Source organism: Mycobacterium sp. 050128 (assembly GCF_036409155.1).
Taxonomy (GTDB): Bacteria; Actinomycetota; Actinomycetes; order Mycobacteriales; family Mycobacteriaceae; genus Mycobacterium.
Map to the genome: position 1 here is coordinate 348677 of NZ_JAZGLW010000003.1, position 23154 is coordinate 371830.

Sequence of the window (23154 nt, forward strand, 5' to 3'; positions counted from 1 at the left end):
CCGTTTTCCACCGTCACAGTTCCGGCTGATCGGGCCGTCGGTCACTGATGCGAGTTTTCTTGCGGCGCAACAACACCCGTCTGCTGCCGTCGTTGTACAACCGCACCCGGGTAAGCTCCCAGCCACGGTATTCGGCCTCGATGGACAGCCGGATGGAGGCGCTGAGCCTGGTCACCTCCGGGGGCAGGCGCAGCGGAACCCATTCGTAGTCGTCGGACATGTCCGCGACCCAGCCCGCCGGTAGGCGACTCCACCGCGGCGCCGTCAACGCGTTCCCGCCGCGCGCTCGATGACCTGGACCCCCGCACCGGACCCCGACACCACGTACAAGGTGTTCGATGCCTCGTCAAAGGCCAACGAGTTGGGTTGCTGCACAGTTGGGTAACGCACCTTTTCGACGGGAATTCCGGTTGATAAATCGTAACCAATAACCATATTCGATGCGGTTTGTGACACCCAGGCCAAATCCCGAGAGCCGGCCAGTCCGTACGGGGCTTGGCGCACCGGGTAGGCCTGCCGCAGGATCAGCGGGTCGACTCCATACACCAGCAGTTCGTCGCCGCGGGTGTCGGCCACCAGGACCCGGCCTACCGGATCGGCGGCCATCGTGGTCGCGCCCGCGCCGGCCCGCAGCGACTGTGCGACCCGGCCGTCGGCGCCGATCGTCGTCACCGAGGTCTGTCCGCGATCCAGAACCACCGTCGTATTTCCTTGTGTCACAAGCCCATCAACCCGGGCGAAAACCTTCGTCCGGTTCTGCACCGTCGCAGTGTCCGCGCTCGCAGCGCCGACGGTGTACACGGCACCGTCGGCGCTGCCCAGCATCAGCTTGCCGTCCGCCCGGCGCGCGATCGCGGTGAAGTCCACGCCGGCTGAATCGGCGACGTTTACCTGCGTGGTGTGGCCGCCAGTCAGATCCAGCACGACGTAGCCGCCGCGGGCGGCGAGGTAGGCCGTGCCGTGGCCGTCGCTGGTCAGCGCGGTCGCCGGGCCCGGCAGCCCGATCACCCGCGGCGCGAGCTGCCCGGGGCCGAACACCGCGACACTGGCGGCCGCCCCCGGACCGGCGCCGGGGGTCAACACCGCCAGCTGGTGGGTGCCGTCGTCGAAGACCGTCGCCGCGACGTGAGCGGCCAGGGGCCGCACCGTGCCGGCCGGATTCTGCGAGACCGGCGGCGACTGGGCGGGATACGCGGATTCGATGGTGGGCGGGGCGCTATCGAGCGGATTCGATGAACAACCAGCGACTAACGCCAGCAAAGTGACCAATCTAACAAAAGATCGTTGAGCTGTTCGTTTCTTGGTCTTACGACGTGATAGCAACAACCAACCTTGAATCGGGGGACATGGATACAAATTCTAAGGAACGGCTCCGCATCCAATCGGGCCATGTTGCCGACATGCGCCCGTACTGGAGAGGTATGGTCGGATTATGACCGTCATCGCTGACCGGCATACCGCACACAAAGAGTTTGCTTTCGAAGACATTTCGACCGGCATCTTTGCGAGCGGATACGGACAAGTTGGTGACGGACGCAGTTTTTCGTTCCACATCGAGCATCGCTCGCTCATCGTCGAAATTTACCGGCCGCGTCTTGCCGGGCCCGTTCCGCAGGCCGAGGACGTGGTCGCGACGGCGGTGCGCGGTCTGGTCGACATCGACCTCACCGACGAGCGCAGTTTGACCGCGGCGGTGCGCGACTCGGTCGCGGCGGCGGTGCCCGTCTCTCGCTAGTCACTTCCGGGCGCGGCGAATCGCACCGGGTACGGTCGTCGTCGTGACACAAACGGCGGCCGCGACGTGACTGTGATCCTGTTGCGCCACGGCCGGTCGACCTCGAACACCGCGGGCGTCCTGGCCGGCCGTTCCGAGGGCGTCGACCTCGACGACAAGGGCCGCGAGCAGGCTATGGGCCTGATCGACCGGATCGGCGACCTGCCGATCCGCGCGATGATCACCTCGCCGTTGCTGCGCTGCCGGAACACGGTCGCGCCGCTGGCCGAGGCGCTGTGCCTGGAGCCATTCGTCGAGGACCGGCTCGCCGAGGTGGACTACGGAGAATGGACCGGCCGCAAGATCGGCGAGCTGGGCAAGGAGCCGCTGTGGCGGGTCGTTCAGGCGCACCCCAGCGCGGCGGTGTTTCCCGGTGGCGAGGGGCTGGCCCAGGTGCAGACGCGCGCGGTGGCCGCGGTGCGGGAACACGACCGGCGGCTGAGCGAGGAGCACGGCGGTGATGTGCTGTGGGTGGCTTGCACTCACGGTGATGTCATCAAGTCGCTGATCGCCGACGCCTACGGCATGCATCTGGACGGCTTCCAGCGCGTCACCGCCGACCCGGCGTCGGTGAGCGTCATCCGGTACACCCCGTTGCGGCCGTTCGTGTTACACGTCAACCACACCGGTCGACGGCTGGCCGCGGCGCTGCGGGCCGGTCCGCCACCCCAGACGGGCGACGAGAGCGACAAATCAGAAGAGCCGCAACAACAACCGGCCGAAGCGGAGCCGTCGAGCGACGCGGTCGTCGGGGGATCCACAGACTAAGTCGGTCGCGGCAACCGAATCGAATCGCCTTGCGACGGCAACAGCCGGTATTTTGGAGGTGCCATGGCTCGCGCAATCCATGTATTCCGCACTCCCGACCGCTTCGTGGCCGGGACCGTCGGTCACCCCGGAAATCGGACCTTCTACATCCAAGCGGTGGGCGATTCCCGGGTGGTGTCGGTGGTCCTGGAGAAGCAACAGGTCGCGGTGCTCGCCGAACGCATCGGCGCGCTGTTGCTCGAGGTGAACCGCCGGTTCGGTACGCCGGTCCCGCCGGAGCCGTCCGAGGTCGACGACCTCAACCCGCTCATCACGCCCGTCGACGCGGAGTTCCGGGTCGGGACCATGGGCCTGGGCTGGGACTCGGAGGCCCAGACCGTCGTGGTCGAACTGCTGGCCGTCACCGACGCCGAGTTCGACGCCTCGGTGGTGCTCGACGACACCGACGAAGGCCCCGACGCGGTCCGGGTGTTCTTGACCCCGGAGTCGGCGCGGCAGTTCGCCACCCGCTCCAATCGCGTGATCTCGGCGGGACGCCCGCCATGTCCGCTGTGCGACGAACCGCTGGACCCTGAGGGCCACATTTGCGCGCGCTCCAACGGTTATAAGCGCGGCGCGCTGCTCGGGTCCAACGATGACCCCACTGAATAACCAGAATGACGATCGCGAGGTCCTGCGCGACGGCGAGCTGACCGTTCTCGGACGGATCCGCTCGGCCAGTAACGCCACGTTCCTGTGCGAGGCCACATTGGGCGACTCCACCGTGCACTGCGTCTACAAGCCGATCTCCGGCGAGCAGCCGCTGTGGGACTTCCCGGACGGGACGCTGGCCGGCCGCGAGCTTGCCGCGTACCAGGTGTCGGCACAGCTGGGCTGGAACCTGGTGCCCTACACCATCATTCGTCACGGTCCGGCGGGACCGGGCATGCTGCAGCTGTGGGTGAAGCAGCCCGGCGACGAGGTGGACAGCGATCCGCGGCCGGGGCCGGATCTGGTGGACCTGTTTCCCGCCGGTCGGCAGCAGCCGGGTTATCTGCCGGTACTGCGCGCCCAGGACTACCGCGGCGACGAGGTCGTTCTGATGCACGCCGACGACATTCGCCTGTGGCGGATGGCGGTGTTCGACGTGCTGATCAACAACGCCGACCGCAAGGGCGGGCACGTGCTGCGCGATCTCGAGGGCCACATCTACGGCGTCGACCACGGAGTGTGCCTGCACGTCGAGAACAAGCTGCGCACGGTGTTGTGGGGCTGGGCCGGCAAGCCGATCGACGATCAGACGTGCAAGGCCATTGCCGGCCTGTGCGACGCGCTGGGCGATGAATTCGGCGATGCGCTGGCTGGCCAGATCACCCGCACCGAGATCGCGGCGCTGGGCATGCGGGCGCACGCGCTGCTGGACAACCCGGTGATGCCCGTCCCCAATCGGCATCGCCCCATTCCCTGGCCCGCCTTTTAGGGTCCGGCATCGCCGTCGGCGATACTGAAACGGTGCGCCCGGCCTCTCAAGACCAATCGGAGGAGATGACTGACGCCGAATTGGCCGCCGATCTCGCCGCCGACGCCGGGGAGCTGCTGCTGAAAGTCCGCGAGGAGGTCGGCTTCGGTCATCCGTGGATGCTGGGCGACGCGGGTGACAGCCTGGCCAACGAGCTGATCCTGCGGCGGCTGCGGGCCGAGCGCCCCGACGATGCCGTGCTCAGCGAGGAAGCCTACGACGATCTGAAGCGGCTCAAGCACGACCGGGTGTGGATCATCGACCCGGTCGACGGCACCCGCGAGTTCTCCACCCCGGGGCGTGACGACTGGGCGGTACACATCGCGCTGTGGCAGCGTCCCGTCGATGGCCGGCGCGAAATCACCGATGCGGCAGTCTCTTTGCCGGCGCGGGACAACATCGTGTATCGCAGCGACACCGTGAACGACAGCCAGGCGCGGGTCGGCATTCCGCACCCGCTGCGCATCGCCGTCAGCGCCACCCGGCCACCGGCCGTGCTGCACCGCATCCGGCAGTCGCTGGCGATCCAGCCGGTGGGGATCGGTTCGGCGGGCGCCAAGGCGATGGCCATCATCGACGGCGACGTCGACGCCTATCTGCACGCCGGCGGTCAATGGGAGTGGGATTCGGCGGCGCCGGCCGGGGTGGTGATGGCGGCGGGGATGCACGCGTCGCGGCTGGACGGCTCGCCGATGCGCTACAACCAGGAAGACCCGTACCTGCCCGACTTCGTCATGTGCCGTGCGGAGGTAGCGCCGATCCTGCTCGCGGCCATCCGCGACGCGTGGCGCTGACCGCCCCGCCTAGGCCGATTGCCCGCCTCCTCAGCCGCCCGCTGCGCGGGCCGCATCGTCACCGGGCCTAAAGTCGACAGCATGCAGTCGTGGTCTCCCGCAGAGGTTCCGGTGGTGCCCGGACGCGGCCCGGAGCTACGGCTTTACGACACCTCCGACCGCCAGGTCCGTCCGGTGGCGGCCGGGAAGACCGCAACCATGTACGTCTGCGGGATCACTCCGTACGACGCCACGCACCTGGGCCACGCGGCCACCTATCTCGCGTTCGACCTGATTCACCGGCTGTGGCTGGATCTGGGGCACGACGTGCACTACGTGCAGAACGTCACCGACGTCGACGACCCGCTGTTCGAGCGGGCCGCGCGCGACGGCATCGACTGGCGTGAGCTCGGCGATCGCGAGGTGCAGTTGTTCCGCGAGGACATGGCCGCGCTGCGGGTGTTGCCGCCGCGCGAGTATGTCGGCGCGACCGAAGCCATTCCCGAAGTGGTGGAGCTCGTCGAAAAGATGCTGGCGTCGGGGGCCGCGTACGTCGTCGACCCGGAAATTGGGGAATATCCGGACGTCTACTACCGCGCGGATGCCACGCCGCAGTTCGGCTACGAGTCGGGCTATGACCGCGACACCATGCTGCGGCTGTTCGCCGAGCGCGGCGGCGACCCCGACCGCGCCGGCAAGACCGATCAACTCGACGCGCTGCTGTGGCGGGCCGAGCGGCCCGGGGAGCCCAGCTGGGCTTCACCGTTCGGCGCCGGGCGGCCCGGTTGGCACGTCGAGTGCGCGGCGATCGCACTCAGCCGCATCGGCAGTGGCCTAGACATTCAGGGCGGCGGCCGCGACCTGATCTTCCCGCATCACGAATTCACTGCCGCGCACGCCGAATGTGTAAGGGGCGAAAGGCGATTCGCCCGGCACTATGTGCATGCCGGGATGATCGGCTGGGACGGGCACAAGATGTCGAAGAGCCGCGGCAACCTGGTGCTGGTGTCGGTGCTGCGCGCGCAAGGCGCCTCGCCGGCTGCCATTCGGCTCGGCCTGCTGGCCGGGCACTACCGCGCGGACCGGTCCTGGAGCCAGCAGCTGCTCGACGAGTCCGCCGCGCGGCTGCAGCGCTGGCGCACCGCGACGATGCTGCCCGCCGGCCCGGACGCCACCGACGTCATCGCCCGGGTGCGCAAGTACCTGGCCGACGACCTGGACACTCCCAAAGCGATTGCAGCACTTGACGGTTGGACCACAGACGCACTCGAGTACGGCGGACACGACGAGGGTGCGCCGAAGTCAGTGGCCACCGCAATCGATGCGCTGCTCGGCGTGGAACTGTAATCGCTGTGAAAGGTAGTTGACGGCCATGACATCGGTGCAGGGCAAAGTCGTTCTCATCACCGGGGGTGCCCGGGGAATCGGCGCCGAGGTCGCCCGCCGGCTGCGTCACAAGGGCGCCAAACTCGTGCTGACCGATCTCGACAGGGCCGCGCTGGACACCCTGGCCGCCGAGCTCGGCGGCGACGAGCACGTGCTGACGGCCGTCGCCGACGTGCGTGACCTGCCCGCCATGCAGGCCGTCGTCGACAACGCGGTGCAACGCTTCGGCGGCCTCGACGTTGCCGTGGCCAATGCCGGCATCGCCAGCTACGGCTCGGTGCTGCAGGTCGACCCGGAGGCATTCAAGCGGGTGCTGGATGTCAACCTGCTCGGCGTCTTTCACACCGCGCGCGCGGCGCTGCCCGCGCTGATCGACCGCCGCGGTTACCTCCTGATCGTGTCGTCTCTCGCGGCGTTCGCGGCGGCCCCGGGAATGGCGTCCTACGACATGTCGAAGGCCGGCAACGAGCACTTGGCCAACGCGCTGCGACTCGAGGTCGCTCATCGCGGCGTCGGCATCGGGGTGGCGCACATGTCGTGGATCGACACGGCTCTGGTGCGCGACACCAAGGCCGACCTGCCCGCGTTCACCACGCTGCTCAAGAAACTGCCGTGGCCGTTGAGCAAGACCACCGACGTGGACAGCTGCGCGACCGCCTTCGTCAAGGGCATCGAGGGCCGCAAGGACCGGGTCTACTGCCCGGGCTGGGTGGTCGCGTTCCGCTGGCTCAAGCCGGTGCTGTCCACCCGCGTCGGCGAACTCCCGATTCGCAGAACCACCGCGGAACTGATGCCCCAGATGGACGCCGAGGTTGCCGCGCTTGGCCGTTCCACCAGCGCCTACAACCAGGAGTTGGGCCAGCCCTAGCGCCCGCTCACCAGTGCGTGGCGGAAGCCGCGACCCGCTTGCGCACCACGAACCAACCCACCACCAGCGCCGGACCGATCACCAGTAACGAGCCAACGGTAAAGATGCCGACTGGTTTATCGAAGGCCATCAGCACCACGACGCAGACCAAGAACACCAAGGTGAGGTAGCCGCTGTAGGGGGTGAACGGCATCTGGAATCGCGGGCGCTCCAGGATCCCGGCCTGGGTCTTCTTGTAGAACCGAAGCTGGCACAACACGATCATGGCCCAGGACGCGACGATGCCCAGCGAGGCGCTGTGCAGCACGATCTCGAACGCTTTACCGGGATTGAAGGCGTTGAGCGCGACGCCGAAAAGACAGATGACGGCGGTCATCGCGATTCCGCCGAAGGGCACGCCACGTTTGGTCATCCGTTTCGCGAACTGGGGGCCGCTGCCGCTCATCGCGAGGGAGTGCATGATGCGGCCCGTCGAATACAGTCCCGCGTTCAGGCTGGAGAGCGCCGCGGTGAGGACCACGATGTTCATCAAATCGCCGGCACCGTGGAAGCCGATGCTGGAGAAGAACGTGACGAACGGGCTCTCGCCGGCCTTGAATGCCGTGTAGGGCAACATCACCCCCAGCAGGGCGACCGAACCGACGTAAAACACCGCGACTCGCGCGATCACCGAGTTGATCGCCCGCGGCATGATCTTCTCGGGCTCGGCGGTCTCGCCGGCCGCGATACCCACCAATTCGACTGCGGCATAAGCGAATACGACCCCTGAGGTGGTCACCAACAGTGCCACCGCGCCGGCCGGGAACAGGCCGCCATGGTCGGACCAGATGCCGGGCCCGGTGTCGTGCCCCTGGATTTGAAATCGCCCGGCCAGGAACACAAGCGCGATGATCAGAAAGGCGACGAGCGCGAACACCTTGATCAGCGCCGCCCAAAACTCGAGCTCACCGAACCACTCGACGGAGATCAGGTTCATCGACAACACCACCACGAGGGCTACCAGCGCGAGAACCCATTGGGGGACAACCGCGAACGTCGTCCAGTGGCGCAGGTAGGTGGCGATCGCGGTGGTGTCGACGATCGACGTCATCGCCCAGTTCAGGAAGTACATCCAGCCCACGACGTAGGCGGCCTTCTCGCCGAAGAACTCGCGCGCATAGGACACGAACGAACCCGACGACGGGCGGTGCAGCACCAGCTCGCCCAACGCGCGCAGAATCAGGAAGACGAAGACGCCACACACCCCGTACACGATGAACAGCCCGGGCCCGGCGTTGGCCAGACGCCCGCCGGCGCCCAGGAACAGGCCGGTTCCGATCGCGCCGCCGATCGCGATCATCTGCAGCTGGCGAGGTTTCAGTCCCTTGTGATATCCGGCTTCCTCGTTGAGAATCGCCGGCGGGACATCGGGTTGAGGCGTGTCAGGCAGGGCGGTCATCGAGGTCCAATCGTCGTCGTTCGCCCAACCTGCGGGAAGGCCCCGAATTGCCAAGACCGGGGACGGTTAATCCGGTTGGTTTGCCAGCGATCTTTTCGCAGTCGGCCTCCGACGGCAACAGGACAAGACCGTCAATTACTTCCCGAATCCCGGGCGGCGGCGGCGCAGGTAGCGCTCGAACTCGGCGGCCAGGGCGTCGCCGTCGATCTTGCCCAGGGCTTCGTTCACATCGACCTCCGCGTCGCCGCGTTGCTCCAGCGACAGCACGTATTCGGCCAAGTCCTCGTCCTCGGTGGCCATCTCGGTGACCGCCAGCTCCCACTCCTCGGCCTGGGCGGGCATATCGGCCAGCGGAACCTCGATATCCAGCACGTCTTCGACACGGCGCAGCAGCGCCACCGTCGCCTTCGGGTTCGGCGGGTGCGACACGTAGTGCGGCACCGCGGCCCAGAACGTCACCGCCGGGATCCCGGCGGCCACGCAGGCGTCCTGGAACACCCCCGCGATCCCGGTCGGTCCTTCGTAGCGGGTCTCCTGCAGGCCGAACCGCTCCGCCGACTCGGGCGAGTAGGCCGCGCCGGATACCGGGACCGGCCGCGTGTGCGGGGTGTCGGCCAGCAGCGCGCCGAGGATCACCACCGTGTCGACGTTGAGTTTGTCGGCGATGGCCACCAGCTCGGCGCAGAACGTGCGCCAGCGCATGTTGGGCTCGACGCCGTGCATCAACACGATGTCGCGGTCGCTGCCGGGCGGCCGGCAGTGGGTGATCCGCATCGCCGGCCACACCAGTTCGCGGGTCACCCCGTCGACCTGACGGATGACCGGGCGGTTCACCTGGTAGTCGTAATACGCCTCGTCGTCGATCTCGACGATCGGGTGGGCTTCCCAGATCGCGTCGAGGTGTTCCAGCGCATCGCTGGCCGCGTCACCGGCGTCGTTCCAGCCCTCGAACGCCGCCACAACAATCGTGTTGTGTAGGTCGGGCAGCGATGAGGCTTCCGGGCCACGATCGGGCGGAGTCACAGAATCAGCCTAAGGCCTGCCCGCCCGGCGACGACTCCCAGCCGCGCGGTCGGCCGGCGCACCTGGGCATTTGCCTAGGCCGACTATCCTTGCGGCGTGGCTGCTACCAGCGAACACGACCTCGTCATGGGCCTCCTCGACGCGGTCGACACGAAATACGCTTGGCAGCAAACTGGTTAACATTGGTAATTACTACTGTGCCGACACGATCCGCGATCACCGAGTGGTCCGGTCGAGCTGGGCGTCCAGACGTCGGGGGAGGACGTAGACTTTTCTGGTCGAGAGGCGTTGCAACGGTTCGCCGGGTTCCCGCCGGTCACCGCCACGCTCGGCAGAGTCAAGGACGCCTTCCGCTATGGAAGGAACGTACGTGAACGACGCCGAGACGACGGCCTTCGCGCCGAACATCCGCCCCGACTGCACGGACGAACTGACGGCGGCGCTGCGCCAGCGGATCATGGTGATCGACGGCGCGATGGGCACGGCGATCCAGCGGGACCGGCCGGACGAGGCCGGCTACCGCGGCGACCGGTTCACCGAGTGGCCGACGGCTCTTCAGGGCAACAACGACCTGCTCACGCTGACGCAGCCGCAGATCATCGAGGGTATCCACCGCGAGTACCTCGATGCGGGCGCCGACATCCTCGAGACCAACACGTTCAACGCGAACGCGATCTCGCTCTCCGACTACGACATGGCCGACCTCAGCTACGAGCTGAACTACGCCGGCGCCGCCCTGGCTCGCAAGGCCGCCGACGAGTACAGCACCCCGGAGAAACCCCGCTACGTCGCCGGCGCCATCGGACCGACGACCCGGACCGCGTCGATCTCGCCGGACGTCAACGACCCCGGGGCCCGCAACGTCTCCTACGACCAGCTCGTGGCCGCTTACCTCGAATCCGCCAACGGCCTGGTCGACGGGGGCGCCGACCTGCTGATCGTCGAGACGATCTTCGACTCGTTGAACGCCAAGGCGGCCGTGTTCGCCGTCGAGACGCTGTTCGAGGAGCGCGGCCGCCGCTGGCCGTTGATCATCTCGGGCACGATCACCGATGCTTCGGGGCGCACGCTGTCCGGCCAGGTCACCGAGGCATTCTGGAATGCGATCAGGCACGCGAAGCCGCTCGCGGTGGGCCTCAACTGCGCCCTGGGTGCGCCGGAGATGCGGCCCTACATCGCCGAGGTGTCGCGGATCGCGGACACCTTCGTGTCCTGCTACCCGAATGCCGGTCTGCCCAACGCCTTTGGCGAGTACGACGAGTCCCCTGAGCGTCAGGCCGGCTACATCGCCGACTTCGCCGAGGCCGGCCTGGTCAACCTGGTCGGTGGCTGCTGCGGAACGGCGCCGCCGCACATCGCCGAAATCGCCCAGGTCGTCGAGGGCAAGACTCCCCGCGAGCTGCCGCAGATCCCGGTGGCCACCCGGCTGTCGGGTCTGGAGCCGCTGAACATCACCGACGACTCCCTGTTCGTGAACATCGGCGAGCGCACCAACATCACCGGCTCGGCCCGGTTCCGCAACCTGATCAAGGCCGAGGACTACGACACCGCACTGTCGGTCGCCCTGCAGCAGGTCGAGGTCGGTGCGCAGGTCATCGACATCAACATGGACGAGGGCATGATCGACGGCGTCGCCGCGATGGATCGGTTCACCAAGCTGATCGCGGCCGAGCCGGACATCAGCCGCGTCCCGGTGATGATCGACTCCTCCAAGTGGGAGGTCATCGAGGCGGGCCTGAAGAACGTGCAGGGCAAGCCGATCGTCAACTCGATCTCCATGAAGGAGGGCGAGGAGAAGTTCATCCGGGAGGCACGGCTGTGCCGCAAGTACGGCGCGGCCGTCGTCGTGATGGCCTTCGACGAGCAGGGGCAGGCCGACAACCTGGAGCGCCGCAAGGAGATCTGTGGGCGCGCCTACCGGATCCTGACCGAAGAGGTCGGCTTCCCGGCCGAGGACATCATCTTCGACCCGAACTGCTTCGCGCTGGCGACCGGTATCGAGGAGCACGCGACCTACGGGATCGACTTCATCGAGGCCTGCGCCTGGATCAAGGAGAACCTGCCCGGGGTGCACATCTCCGGCGGCATCTCGAACGTGTCGTTCTCGTTCCGGGGCAACAACCCTGTCCGCGAGGCGATCCACGCGGTGTTCCTGTTCCACGCCATCAAGGCCGGCCTGGACATGGGCATCGTCAACGCCGGTGCCCTGGTGCCCTACGACTCGATCGACCCCGAGCTGCGGGAGCGGATCGAGGATGTCGTGCTGAACCGCCGCGAGGATGCGGCCGAGAGGCTGCTGGAGATCGCCGAACGGTTCAACAGCTCGGAGAAGTCTGAGGACCCGGCGGTGGCCGAGTGGCGCAGCCTGCCGGTCCGCGAGCGGATCACGCACGCCCTCGTCAAGGGCATCGACGCTCACGTCGACGATGACACCGAGGAGTTGCGGGCCGAGATCGCCGAAGCGGGCGGTCGCCCGATCGAGGTGATCGAGGGTCCGCTGATGGACGGCATGAACGTCGTCGGTGACCTGTTCGGCTCGGGCAAGATGTTTTTGCCCCAGGTGGTGAAGTCAGCCCGGGTGATGAAGAAGGCCGTGGCGTACCTGCTGCCGTTCATCGAGGCGGAAAAGGCGGAGCCCTTGCCCGGCGAGGCTGTGAAGAAGGACACCAACGGCACCATCGTGATGGCGACCGTGAAGGGCGACGTCCACGACATCGGCAAGAACATCGTCGGGGTCGTCTTGCAGTGCAACAACTTCGAAGTGATCGACCTCGGTGTGATGGTGCCCGCCGAAAAGATCCTGGCCGCGGCCAAGGAGCACGACGCCGACATCATCGGGCTGTCCGGACTGATCACCCCCTCCCTGGACGAGATGTCCAACTTCGCCGTCGAAATGGAACGTGAGGGCCTCGAGATCCCGCTGCTGATCGGTGGCGCGACCACCTCGCGGGCTCACACGGCCGTGAAGATATCGCCGCGCCGGACGGGTCCGGTGGTGTGGGTCAAGGACGCGTCCCGCTCGGTGCCGGTCGCCGCGGCGTTGCTCGACGACAAGCAGCGTCCGGCCCTGCTGGAGGCCACCGAGAAGGATTACGCAGCTCTTCGCGAGCGGCACTCCCAGAAGAACGAGCGGCCGATGCTGACGCTGGAGAAGGCCCGCGCGAACCGGACGCCGATCGACTGGGACGGCTACACGCCGCCGGTGCCCGCCCAGGGCCTCGGCGTCCGGGATTTCCACGACTACGACCTCGCCGAGTTGCGCGAATACATCGACTGGCAGCCGTTTTTCAACGCCTGGGAGATGAAGGGCCGATTCCCCGACATCCTGAACAACCCCACCTCTGGCGAGGCCGCGCGCAAGCTGTACGACGACGCCCAGGAGATGCTCGACACCGCGATCAAGGAGAAGTGGCTGACGGCCAACGGGGTGATCGGGTTCTTCCCGGCCAACGCGGTCGGTGACGACATCGAGGTCTACACCGACGACACCCGTACCGAGGTGCTGACCACGTTGCGCAACCTGCGCCAGCAGGGCGAGCACCGCGACGGCATCCCGAACCGCTCGCTGGGTGATTTCATCGCCCCCAAAGAAACGGGCCTCCGGGACTACGTCGGCGCATTCGCCGTCACCGCGGGGCTTGGCGGCGGTGAGAAGATCGCGGAGTTCAAGGCGGCCAACGACGACTACAGCGCGATCCTGCTGGAGTCGCTCGCCGACCGGCTGGCGGAGGCGTTCGCCGAACGGATGCACCAGCGGGTCCGCAAGGAGTTCTGGGGATTCCAGCCGGACGAGCAGCTGGACAACGAGGCACTCATCGGTGAGAAGTACGTGGGAATCCGTCCGGCCCCCGGCTACCCGGCTTGCCCGGAGCACACCGAGAAGGTGACGCTCTTCGAATTGCTGGACGTCACGCAGCGCTCCGGCATCGAGCTGACCGAGTCGATGGCGATGTGGCCGGGTGCCGCCGTCAGCGGCTGGTATTTCTCACACCCGCAGTCGCAGTATTTCGTGATCGGCCGGTTGGCCCAGGACCAGGTCGCCGACTATGCCAAGCGCAAGGGCTGGACCCTGGCCGAAGCCGAGCGCTGGCTCGGCCCCAACCTCGGCTACAACCCGGAGGACTGAGGCCGGGTACTTCAACGATTAAGCTCAAGGGGGCATTCAGGGGAGGGGTGTTCGTGCTGGAGCGAGAGTTGAACCGCATCGCCGATATTGCCGTGGCGGCCGTGAACGTCACGGTCCTGCATGTCCGGCGCATCGTGGGAGCGCTGTCCACCGCGGTCGGCCGAGTCAACCGCGAAGTCGGCGATTTGGCCTGGGACTACAACGAATTGGCGGGAAGCGTGCGCTGGTCCGCCCACCGCAAGACGACGGCCGCGGACGATCAGCACCAGCGTGTGCAAAGCGAGCACATTGCCGACGTGATCTCGATCGACCTGCGTCGCCGTCAGGCGAACTGAAAATCTCGGCGGTTCAGCTTTCGGCGGCAGCCTGAAAAACGGCGGCGATCTCGGCGACTCGTGGGTCGACCCGCAGCTGCTCGAGCGTCTTCGGCAGCGGTAGCCGCCAATTGGGGTATTCGTCGATGGTGCCGGGCAAGTTGGGCTGGCGCGGCTCGGCGACGATGTCGTACGGCGAGATCAGCTTCAACCGGCTCGGGGTTGCCGCCAAGAAGCGATGCATGGCCGAGATGATCGTGGCCTCGTCCGGATCGGCCGGCAATAGCCCTTCGGCACGTAACAACGCCAGCCACTCCGCTTTTTCCTTGTCGGCCGCGGATTGTTCGGCCGGCACGTCCTTGAGAAGGTCGAGTTCCGCACGCACGCGCACATGTTCACCCCGCAGAAAACCCGTCGCGGTGGGCAAGTCGTGTGTGGAGAGGCTGGCGGCCACCCGCGTCGGCCATTTCGATGCTGGCAGCAACGGTTGGTCGGGCTCGGATTCGTCGCGGGTGAACCAGGACACGGCGCAGCCCAGCATGCCGTTGGCGCCCAGCGCCTCGGTGACTTCCGCTTCGACGGTGCCCAGGTCCTCGCCGACGACGGTGGCACCCGCCCGGTGGGCTTCCAACGCCAGTACCGCGAGCATGACATCGGCGTCGTAGTGCACGTAGGTGCCTCGGTCGGGGGTGTCGCCGGGCGGGATCCACCACAGCCGCCACAAGCCCGCGACATGGTCGATCCGTAAGCCGTCGGCGTGAACCAGTGTGGCGCACAACATGTCTCGAAACGCGGCGTATCCGGTCTCGGCGAGCCGGTCTGGGCGCCACGGCGGCAATCCCCAGTCTTGGCCGCGCGGGGTGAAGTTGTCCGGAGGTACACCGACGTGGACCCCGGTGGCCAGCATGTCGGCCAGTGCCCATGCGTCGGCGCCGTCCGAGTCGACTCCCACCGGCAGGTCGTGCAGAACGCCCAGCGCCATGCCCGCATCGCGTGCGGTGTTGCGCACTGCGCCGAGCTGCTCCGCGCAGCGCTGCTGGACCCATGCGTGGAAGGCGACCCGGGGCGCCAGCTCCGTGCGGGCCGCGGTCACGGCAGGGCCGTTGACATCTCGTAGGGGTTCGGGCCATTGCGGCCAGCGACCACCGTGCCGCTCGGCAAGTGCGCAATACGTGGCCCAATCGCGCAGCGCGGTGGACGCCCCCGGCTCGTCCAGGGGGTTAGGCCGGCCTTGGGCGCGCCACAGCAATTCCAGCGCGCCGCGCTTGGCGACCCACACGAGATCATGGTCGACGCGCTCGGTATCGGGTGCGACACGCAGCGCATCCACCTCCGTGCGCGTCGCCGGGTCGGCCCGACGGTACGCATCGAGATCCTCGATGCGCAGCGCCAGCGGATTGGCGAATCGTCTGCTGGACGGCGTGTAGGGCGAGGGCTGCACCGGGTGCGTCGGCCCGGGCGCATTCAGCGGGTTGAGCAAGACCGCGCCCGCGCCGTGCTCGGCAGCGGTCCACTCGATGAACTCGCGCAGATCTGCCAAATCGCCGATGCCCCAGGAGCGTCCGGAACGCAGCGCGTAGAGCTGCAGCATCCATCCCCAGGTCGCCGGTGTCTGTGGCACCTGGGGCGGGGCCGCCACCAGGGTCGTCTCCTGGCCGTCGCGGGTATGCAGGCGGTACCAGCCCGGGGACAGATCGGCTGGTAATTCGTCGCGCAGGTTGCTTTCGGCGCCGTCCTCACTGACCAATCCCACCGCACCGGGAAACGGCTGGGTTCGGCCGCCGACCCGGACGGCGACGGTGGGCGCGAGGACTGCTTCGCAGTCGGCCAGCTTGTCCAACTCCCGACGCCGATCCGCATCGGTCGCGGCATCCACCTCGAGCAGCGAAAGGACTTTGACCACGACCTCGGGGTCGACCTCGACCGGTTCGCGTCGTTCATTGCGGTAAAAGGTCGCCACCCCATGGGCTTTGGCGAGTTTACGTAGATCGTCGGGCACCGGAGACACGACCGGGGTGTACCCGCGTGCGCTCCGCTTACACGGACCGCTCCGGCCGGGCGTGTCAGCCCAGCACGGCCGTCAGGTAACCGGATGCCCCGCCGAACGAGGCCAGCTCGTCCTGCGGCACCTGAAAACCGTTGGCGGCGAAGGCCTGCTCGGTCGTGGTGATGTCGACCTGCCAACCGCGATCGGCGAGGTACTCACCGGCGGCGTTGCGATCACCGGTGTAAAACAACTCGGCCAGATTGATCTTCGAACCAATGCGCCGCGACCTCTCGGTGAGCTTATCGGCCCAATCCGCGGGGATGTTGCGGAAATCCATGTGCTCGCAGGCGATCCTGCTGCCCGGCGCCGACAGCGCCGCGACGTTGTCGAACAACCGGTCCTGCGCCTCGGGTGGCAAGTAGACCAGCAGGCCTTCGGCACTCCACGCGGTCGGCTTGGAGGTGTCCAGTCCGGCGTCGACGAGCGCGGCGGGCCAGTCCTCGCGCAGATCGATCGCGACGGTGCGGCGTTCGGCGGGCGGCTGTGCACCCAGGTCGGCCAGCGTGCGGGTCTTGAAGTCGATCACGCCCGGTTGGTCGATCTCGTAGACCACGGTGTCAGCCGGCCACGGCAGCCGGTAGGCCCGGGTGTCCAGGCCGGACGCCAGAATCACGGCCTGCCGCACGCCCGCGTCGGTGGCTTGCAGGAAAAACTCGTCGAAGTACCGGGTGCGCACGGTGATCTGCTCGATCACGGCCTGCCGGTTCATCACCGGATCGTCGGTGTCGCCGAGCTTTCCGTCGATCAGCTTGATGAAGGTGTCGCTGCCCACGGCGCGCACCAGGGGATCGGCCCACGGGTCGTTGAGCCGCGCGTCCGGCCCCTGCGACGCCATCGCGCGCTGCGTCGCGACCGCCGTCGCGGTCGCGCCGACGCTGGACGCCAGATCCCAGGTGTCGTTCTCGGTGCGGGCCATGGGTGTTCCTCCGCGGTGCCTCAGCGTTAGTTAGGTGACTTAACCACCGCCACTGTACGCGGGGACCGGCGGGGCCGCCGACTAGATGCGCAGGACCGGCGCCAACGCCGAGAGCGGGATGTGTGCCTGCACGGTGCCGCCGTCCATGTACCACTGCGGCAGGCCGGGGGAGAAGTTGATCGGCTCGTCGTGGCCGACGGGATAGTCCGGCATGTAGATGATCAACTCGTCGGGGGTCAGCGCCCACGCCTTGTATGCGCCGGAGTACACCTTGTCTGGTGTCCAGCGGTCGGCGATGAAAGGGTAGGTCCCCGGATCGTGCGGCGGCGGTGCCTGATTGAGCGCGGTTTCGATGAAGGGCTGCGCCAGCGGCGGGATCGCGGTCAGCGGATTCGACGTCGTCACATCCGACAGCTGCAGCCGCCGGCCGCTGGCCATGTCGAACGTGAAGGTTCGGTAGGCATTGTTCGGCTTGGGCCCGTCGGCGTGGTAGTCCTCGTGGAACACCGCGCTGAGCAGGTTGGCGTGCCGAAAGATCTCGTAGTTCTCCTCGCCATAGCTGTCGGCGGCCATGTGCGTGTTGGCGTTTCGCCAGTTGTTGACCAGGGTGTGCAGATAGTCGCGCACCACACCACTGGTGACGGGGTTGTCGATCAGCTCGCCGGGCAGCGCGACCTTGATGTCACGGACGGCATTGCGTTCCGAGGTCACCGTGGTGTGGCAGTACTGGCCGTCCCAGTCGCCGCCGAGCTCACCGCAGAACGACGGTGCCGAGGCCCGCGCGATGGCCGCACCGGGAAGCGCCGTCGCGGCGAGCAACAGAAGTGTTGCGCTCAGTCTCTTCAGCATGGCGTGTCTCACCGGCTCAGAGGAGCTGGACTTTGCTGGCCCGCCAGCGGCCGTCGACCTTCTCCATCGTCATCTTGATCCGGCTGCGGTCGATGCGTGGATCGGGCGACTGCGAATTTGCCACGGTTTGGTCGATAAAGACAAGCACCACAACCTTATTCGTGGATGCGGACTGAATCGCCGAATCCACCACCACGCCGTGGGCGCTCGCCTTGTTGTCGATCAGCAGCTGCCGAAGTTGCACGCTGGATTGGGTGTACATGTCTTTGAACTCGCCGGTCGCGCCGTCGAGTACCTGCCGGAAGTTCTCGTCGACCTTGTTGGAGTCGATGCTCGTCAGCACCTGTGCGTAGGTGATCGCGGCCTGTTGAGCCTGCTGGCCCGCCTCCTTCACCTGATGCTCTTGCCACAGCTTCCAGCCGAGCAAGCCGTTAACCGCAAGCGAGGCAATGAGTAACAGCGGCAGTGCGCTGCGGCGCAGATAGCGCCCCCAGGGCCGATTGCGCAGCGGGGTCTTGTCGCCTTTGTCCTTCTTGGCCTTGCGCCCGAACGGGATGTCCTCGTCGGCCTCGTCGGCCGCTTCGCTGTCCTTGACGTCCTCAGCGTCAGCGTCTTTGACGCCGGTGTCCTCGACGTCCTCGACGTCCTCGTCTTTGACGTCGGCGCCCTCGACGTCTTCGGGTTCTGGGCTTGGCGCTTGGGGCATTTCGGCGTCGGCAACTTTCTCGGATGTGGCGGTCACAATCAACTCCTCTGTCAGAGTTTAGGTGGGTCTTAGTGGGGCGGATCGATCGGCAGCGGGGGTCCGCCGTACGGCGTGGGAATTGTGAAGCGGCCCTTGGGTGTTGGGTCGGTTTGGCGCCCCAGGTCCGCTCCCGGCGGCGGACCGGCGGTGTCATCGCCGCCCGGGCGCGGCGCGTTCTTGGCCCCGCGGATCGACACGGCGGGGTCGGTGTCGCGGCAATAGGTGTACATGAACGGCTCGTAGTAGTCCGCGGCCGACGGCGGGTGCGCGGGCGTCCCGTAATCGCACACGTAGCGGGGGTAGAGGTCGGCGATCGCCCAGACTCCTTGGTCGTGGAAGGCGCTCGACACCGCGTCCAACACCGAGCCGCGATAGTCGGGGAACAGCGCGTTGAGCGCCGGCACCCGCTGGTAGAGCAATTGCGACATGGTGGCCATGCTGCCCAGCAGCTGCACCATCGTGTCGGAATTGTCGGAGAACAGTTTGTCGACCGCCGACAGCGTCTGCGGTGTCTGCGTGGTTAGCCGCCGATAGCCGGCTTGCATGCGCGCAATCCCGGACAACGTGCGATTGAGTTCGGTTGCGGTGGCGGCTAATCCGGCGTTCTTATCACTCGCCAGGGTGAGTACCACCCGGCTGGTCTTGATGATACTGGTGGTTTGGGGCAGCACCGAATCGAGCGTCGACAGCAGGAACGTGCCGCCGTCGACGATGGCGGCCAGCTTCGCCGGGCCCTGGGTGCTCAGGCTCAGTTCCTTCTTGATCAGCTCGACCTTGCGGGGATCGACCTGGGCCAGCATCCCGTCGGCGTCACCGAGCAATTGCGCCAGGCTGACCGGAACACTGGTGTGGGCCAGCGCGATCAGGCTGCCGTCATGCAGATACGGCCCGGCATCGGATTCGGCCAGCAAGTCGATGTACTGCTCGCCGGCCGGTGAGAGCGCCGACACGCGCGCGACGCTGTTGGCCGGAATCCGCACCTTCGACGAGATGCTGGCGATCGCATTGACGCCGCTGTCGGTGATCTGCAACGACTCGACGCGGCCGATTCGCACGCCACGCAACGCCACATCCTGATTGGGCAGCAGGCCACCGGAATCCGGTAGCTGCACGGTGACCCGGTAGGACGACGCGAACGGTGCCACCCGCAATGCCCCGATCAGCAGGTAAGCGGTTCCGACCACCAGGGTGAGCACCAGTCCGGCCACCGACAGCCAGACCTGTTGGCGATGCGCGGCCCGCACCACCTTGACCACGACATCGGCGGCTTCGGCGATCATGGCTGCGGTCCCGGTGCTGGCGGTCCCGGCGCGGGCAGGGCAGGACCGGGGGCGATATCGATTTGGCCCGGGATGTTCGGGTCCGGCATGACGGGGACCTGCGGCGAGTTCGGTCCCCGCCCGACGACGCGTTCTTGCAACCGCCACAGGGTGTATTTCAGGGTGCCGACGAGTAGGTTCATGTTGTAGTGGTGCGGCCCGTGCAGCCCGATGTCGCCGGGATATCCGATGTCGGGCAGCGATCCGAGGATCAGCTTGTCGACGCCCACGTGTACCGAAATCGCGCTTCCTGACGTCGATTTGACCAATGGGGGAATCAGCCGGTTGATCGCGTAAAAGCTGGTATCCGGGCTTACCGCAACGTCGTTGGCGGCCCGGGCAATCGTGTTGAGGTCACCGATGACGCTGCGGCCGCTGGTGTCGGTCCCCCCGATCGACGGGAACCTGGCCAGCAACCGGGAGGTGTTGCCCACCTGCACCGCTAGATCCGACAGCTGGGTGGTGTTGTCGGCCAGGGCCGAGGTGGCGGGCCGGGCCGCGGTCATCAGGTCGGTGATGGCGGCGTCTTTGGCGTCGAGTTGGTCTGCGAGGCGGGATAATTCGGTCAACGCGCCCGAAATCTGGCCGGATCTGGCGTCGAGCGTTGCGACCAGTTGGTTGGACTTGCGGATCAGCTCACCGAACGCCTGGCCCTGATCACCGGTGGCCTTGCCGAAACCGTTGATGATGTTGGTGAAATTGCGCACCGCGCCGCCGTTGACCAGGATCGCCGCCGAGCTCAGAACCGATTCGACGGTCGCTGCCGCGGCCGTCGAATCCAGGCCGATGGTGTCGCCGCCCCGCAGCATCGGATCGTCGGCGGGATCGTCGGCGGGGGGCTTGAGCGCTACGAACACGTCGCCCAGCGGTGTGGCGGTGCGCAATTCGGCGGTGCTGCCGCGCGGCAGTCGCACCCCGTTTCTGATCCGTAGCGTGGTGACCGCGGTGTAGTTGCGCGCGACCATCGCTTCGACCTGCCCGACGTCGGCGCCGGCGAGCTTCACCTTCGCGTTCATCGGAAGGTTGAGCGCGTTGGAGAACACCGCGGTCAAGGTGTATCCGCCCGAACCCACCCCCGGCGCCGGAAGAGGCAGGCTGGCAAGACCATTCGTGCCGCATCCGGAGGCGATCAGCACCGTGGCCGACACGGCCAACCCGACGCGGACGCGGGCGGTGATCATTTCTGCCCCATCGCGGCCATGCCGTCCAGCACGTAGGTCAACCCGAAATCCGGTCCGAAGTCCTGGATTGTTCCGGTGCTGCATCCGAGTTGCCGAAGGCCCATCAAGTTGCAGATCTCTTTGGTGTATTGGCTGTCGAAGACCAAACGGTCGGTGAGGAAACGGGCACGCACGGCACCATTGGCGCGGTCGATCATGTTGTAGGCGTTGTCGGCCAGCATCGGCGCGACATCGAGAAGCTCGGCGAGGTCGCGGCGCTGGTTGGTCACCATCGTCAGCATTTTGTTGCCGTTGAGCAGGCTCGTCTTGATGGTGTCCCGGTTGGCGTCGAGCAGCTCGCCGGCCCGTTGCACCAGCTGGTCGAATCTTCGTCCGGTAGTGCCGCTGCCGATATCCTCGTCGGCCATGATCTGGCTGACTTGGTGAATGGTGGAGGCGAATTCGCGCAGCTTGCCGTCGTTGGCGGCTACCGCGTCGAACAACGAGCTGATGTTCTTGACGATCGTGGTGATCTGCTCGCGGGTCGCCGCGCCGCCGTCGCTGGACAGGCGCAGCGCCGTGGACAGCTCGTCGAGCGCCGATTTGATCTGCCCGCCGTTGCCTTCGACAACCTTGGTTCCGTTGTTCAGCACGTCGGCGACGGGGCCGCCGCCGTGGCCGTCTCCCTCGAGCGACTTGGTGACCTTGTCGAGAACGCTGAGCACCCGGCTGAATTCGACGGGGGTCTTGGTCCGGGTCAAGCCGATGTTGTCGTGGTTCTGCAGGACCGGACCGCCACGATAGGGCGGCGTGAGTTCGATCTGCCGGTCGGTGAGGATCGAGGTGGACACCGTGACGGCTTGGGCGGTAGCGGGAACCTTGACGTGGCGATCGACGGTGAATTCGACTTCGACGTAGCCGCCCTTGGCGTTGATCTTGGTGATCTTGCCCACCGGCATCCCCAGTACCGCGACCACATTGCCCTCGTAAAGCCCTGAGGCGCTGTCGAATTGGGCCGTCACTATGATGGTTTCCTGATCGGGTGCCAGGCACCACCAACCCACTCCGACGGCCGCGGCCACCACCACCAGGGCGGTGATGACGGCCACCGCCTTGGACCGGATCTTCGATGCCATCACTTGCAGTCCTTGAAGTATTCGATCATCCCGAACTGCTTGGCGCGTCCACTGATGGCGCACATCCACGAGTCGACGAGCGGGACGTTGTTGGCGTTGAAATTCACCGCATTGCCCTCGCCGGTGAGGTTGGTCGCCTCACGGAAGAAGATCGGGCTGATTTGCAGCAAGTTGCTCAGCAGGTCGTCGTGCCCCGCCATCATGGCGGTGAAGTCGCGCATGTCGGCGATCAGCGAGTCAAGTCCCGACCGGTCGTTGATCACGATCTTGCTCATGGTGTCGACGAGGTTGGTCAGCGATTGCATCATCGCGTGGAAAACGGCTCGCCGCGCGACGAATTGGCCCAGCAGGTCCTGCCCCTGATTGATCAGGTTGCCGAGGCCGGCCTGCTGGCGCCGCAACGTGTTGGTCACGCGTTCGGTGCTTCCCAGCAGCTGACCCAGTTGGTCGCGTCGCACCGCGATGATCGACGACAGGGATCCGATGTTCGTCATCGCCTGTGGCACCACCGCGGGCAGGCCCTCGAGTTGCTTGCCCAGCACCGCAAGCGACTGCGCGAACCGGTCGGAGTCGACCTGCTCGAACGTCGTGGTGGCATCCTGTAATGCGGACTGCAAGTCGTAGGGAACCTCGGTGTGCGCCAGGTCGAAGGTGCCGCGCGGCAGGGCCGCCGAGCCATTGGGCTGCACCGAGAGATACCGCGATCCCAGGATCGTGGTGACCTTGATCGTGGCTCGAGAATCCTTGCCCAGCACGATATTGTCGCGAATCTTCAACCCCGCCTCGACGTGATCGCCGTCGAGTCTCATACTGGTCACTTCGCCGACCGGGATACCCGCGACGACGATCGGGTTGCCCGCCCGCAGCGAGGCGGCCTGCAGAAATTCGGCGGTGTAGTGCCGGTAGCCGGCACCGAGCGCGTGCACCGCCAGCATGGTCCCGATCACGACGGCCACCACGGCGACGGCGATAAACCCCATCCAGGTGGTGTTGTAGCTCTCCAGCGGACGCTTC

Annotated in this window: 21 protein-coding genes; 9 read left to right on the plus strand and 12 right to left on the minus strand. The window is 66.6% G+C overall.

Annotated features, from left to right (window positions below):
* Positions 1-13: 13 nt before the first annotated feature.
* On the minus strand, positions 14-268 hold the full coding sequence (locus tag SKC41_RS22410; RefSeq protein WP_330979864.1) for a DUF5703 family protein: 255 nt from the start codon (positions 266-268) through the stop codon (positions 14-16).
* Positions 265-1323, minus strand: a complete 1059-nt coding sequence (locus tag SKC41_RS22415) for a YncE family protein (protein WP_330979865.1) — start codon at positions 1321-1323, stop codon at positions 265-267. The genes SKC41_RS22410 and SKC41_RS22415 overlap by 4 nt, the downstream gene beginning before the upstream one ends.
* 109 nt (positions 1324-1432) lie before the next feature.
* On the opposite strand from SKC41_RS22415, the gene SKC41_RS22420 reads away from it, so the two are divergent.
* The 7 genes from SKC41_RS22420 to SKC41_RS22450 all read left to right on the plus strand — a co-directional run bounded on the left by SKC41_RS22420 (position 1433) and on the right by SKC41_RS22450 (position 7067).
* Positions 1433-1735, plus strand: coding sequence for a hypothetical protein (locus SKC41_RS22420; RefSeq protein WP_330979866.1), 303 nt, complete (start codon positions 1433-1435; stop codon positions 1733-1735).
* 66 nt (positions 1736-1801) lie between these two features.
* Entirely contained in the window at positions 1802-2542 is a 741-nt protein-coding gene (locus SKC41_RS22425; RefSeq protein ID WP_330979867.1) for a histidine phosphatase family protein, read from the plus strand.
* A gap of 63 nt (positions 2543-2605) precedes the next feature.
* Entirely contained in the window at positions 2606-3193 is a 588-nt protein-coding gene (locus SKC41_RS22430; RefSeq protein WP_330979868.1) for a DUF3090 domain-containing protein, read from the plus strand.
* Complete coding sequence (locus tag SKC41_RS22435; protein ID WP_330979869.1) at positions 3177-4001, plus strand: SCO1664 family protein; 825 nt, start codon at positions 3177-3179, stop codon at positions 3999-4001. Before SKC41_RS22430 ends, SKC41_RS22435 begins: the two co-directional genes overlap by 17 nt.
* A gap of 65 nt (positions 4002-4066) precedes the next feature.
* Positions 4067-4834: a 3'(2'),5'-bisphosphate nucleotidase CysQ gene (locus SKC41_RS22440; RefSeq protein ID WP_330979870.1), complete on the plus strand. Its 768-nt coding sequence runs from the start codon at positions 4067-4069 to the stop codon at positions 4832-4834.
* A gap of 81 nt (positions 4835-4915) precedes the next feature.
* Positions 4916-6160: a cysteine--1-D-myo-inosityl 2-amino-2-deoxy-alpha-D-glucopyranoside ligase gene (gene mshC, locus SKC41_RS22445; RefSeq protein WP_330979871.1), complete on the plus strand. Its 1245-nt coding sequence runs from the start codon at positions 4916-4918 to the stop codon at positions 6158-6160.
* A gap of 25 nt (positions 6161-6185) precedes the next feature.
* Entirely contained in the window at positions 6186-7067 is an 882-nt protein-coding gene (locus SKC41_RS22450; RefSeq protein WP_330979872.1) for an SDR family oxidoreductase, read from the plus strand.
* 7 nt (positions 7068-7074) lie between these two features.
* Here the strand turns inward: SKC41_RS22450 and SKC41_RS22455 are convergent, their stop codons facing one another.
* Together SKC41_RS22455 and SKC41_RS22460 are read right to left on the minus strand one after the other, a co-directional pair.
* Positions 7075-8505: an amino acid permease gene (locus tag SKC41_RS22455; protein WP_330979873.1), complete on the minus strand. Its 1431-nt coding sequence runs from the start codon at positions 8503-8505 to the stop codon at positions 7075-7077.
* Between the two features lie 135 nt (positions 8506-8640).
* The gene (locus SKC41_RS22460) at positions 8641-9528 is read right to left on the minus strand and encodes a PAC2 family protein (protein ID WP_330979874.1); all 888 of its coding nucleotides are present in this window, start codon (positions 9526-9528) and stop codon (positions 8641-8643) included.
* 355 nt (positions 9529-9883) lie between these two features.
* On the opposite strand from SKC41_RS22460, the gene metH reads away from it, so the two are divergent.
* Together metH and SKC41_RS22470 are read left to right on the plus strand one after the other, a co-directional pair.
* Entirely contained in the window at positions 9884-13654 is a 3771-nt protein-coding gene (gene metH / locus SKC41_RS22465) for a methionine synthase (RefSeq protein ID WP_330979875.1), read from the plus strand.
* Between the two features lie 53 nt (positions 13655-13707).
* Positions 13708-13989, plus strand: coding sequence for a hypothetical protein (locus SKC41_RS22470; RefSeq protein ID WP_330979876.1), 282 nt, complete (start codon positions 13708-13710; stop codon positions 13987-13989).
* Between the two features lie 13 nt (positions 13990-14002).
* Here SKC41_RS22470 and malQ read toward each other — a convergent pair whose 3' ends face one another.
* The 8 genes from malQ to SKC41_RS22510 all read right to left on the minus strand — a co-directional run bounded on the left by malQ (position 14003) and on the right by SKC41_RS22510 (position 23120).
* The gene (malQ, locus tag SKC41_RS22475) at positions 14003-15967 is read right to left on the minus strand and encodes a 4-alpha-glucanotransferase (protein WP_330980094.1); all 1965 of its coding nucleotides are present in this window, start codon (positions 15965-15967) and stop codon (positions 14003-14005) included.
* Between the two features lie 64 nt (positions 15968-16031).
* Positions 16032-16931, minus strand: coding sequence for a class I SAM-dependent methyltransferase (locus SKC41_RS22480; protein ID WP_330979877.1), 900 nt, complete (start codon positions 16929-16931; stop codon positions 16032-16034).
* A gap of 81 nt (positions 16932-17012) precedes the next feature.
* Entirely contained in the window at positions 17013-17780 is a 768-nt protein-coding gene (locus tag SKC41_RS22485; protein ID WP_330979878.1) for a mannan-binding family protein, read from the minus strand.
* A 16-nt stretch (positions 17781-17796) separates the two neighbouring features.
* Complete coding sequence (locus SKC41_RS22490; protein WP_442931752.1) at positions 17797-18528, minus strand: DUF3329 domain-containing protein; 732 nt, start codon at positions 18526-18528, stop codon at positions 17797-17799.
* A 26-nt stretch (positions 18529-18554) separates the two neighbouring features.
* A complete protein-coding gene (locus SKC41_RS22495; protein ID WP_330979880.1) occupies positions 18555-19805 on the minus strand; it encodes an MlaD family protein in 1251 nt (416 codons plus the stop codon).
* On the minus strand, positions 19802-21025 hold the full coding sequence (locus SKC41_RS22500; RefSeq protein WP_330979881.1) for an MCE family protein: 1224 nt from the start codon (positions 21023-21025) through the stop codon (positions 19802-19804). The genes SKC41_RS22495 and SKC41_RS22500 overlap by 4 nt, the downstream gene beginning before the upstream one ends.
* Positions 21022-22140 carry an MCE family protein gene (locus SKC41_RS22505; RefSeq protein ID WP_330979882.1) on the minus strand — a complete coding sequence of 373 codons (1119 nt, stop codon included), beginning with the start codon at positions 22138-22140 and terminating at the stop codon, positions 21022-21024. Before SKC41_RS22505 ends, SKC41_RS22500 begins: the two co-directional genes overlap by 4 nt.
* Positions 22140-23120: an MlaD family protein gene (locus SKC41_RS22510; RefSeq protein ID WP_442931766.1), complete on the minus strand. Its 981-nt coding sequence runs from the start codon at positions 23118-23120 to the stop codon at positions 22140-22142. Before SKC41_RS22510 ends, SKC41_RS22505 begins: the two co-directional genes overlap by 1 nt.
* Positions 23121-23154: the final 34 nt, after the last annotated feature.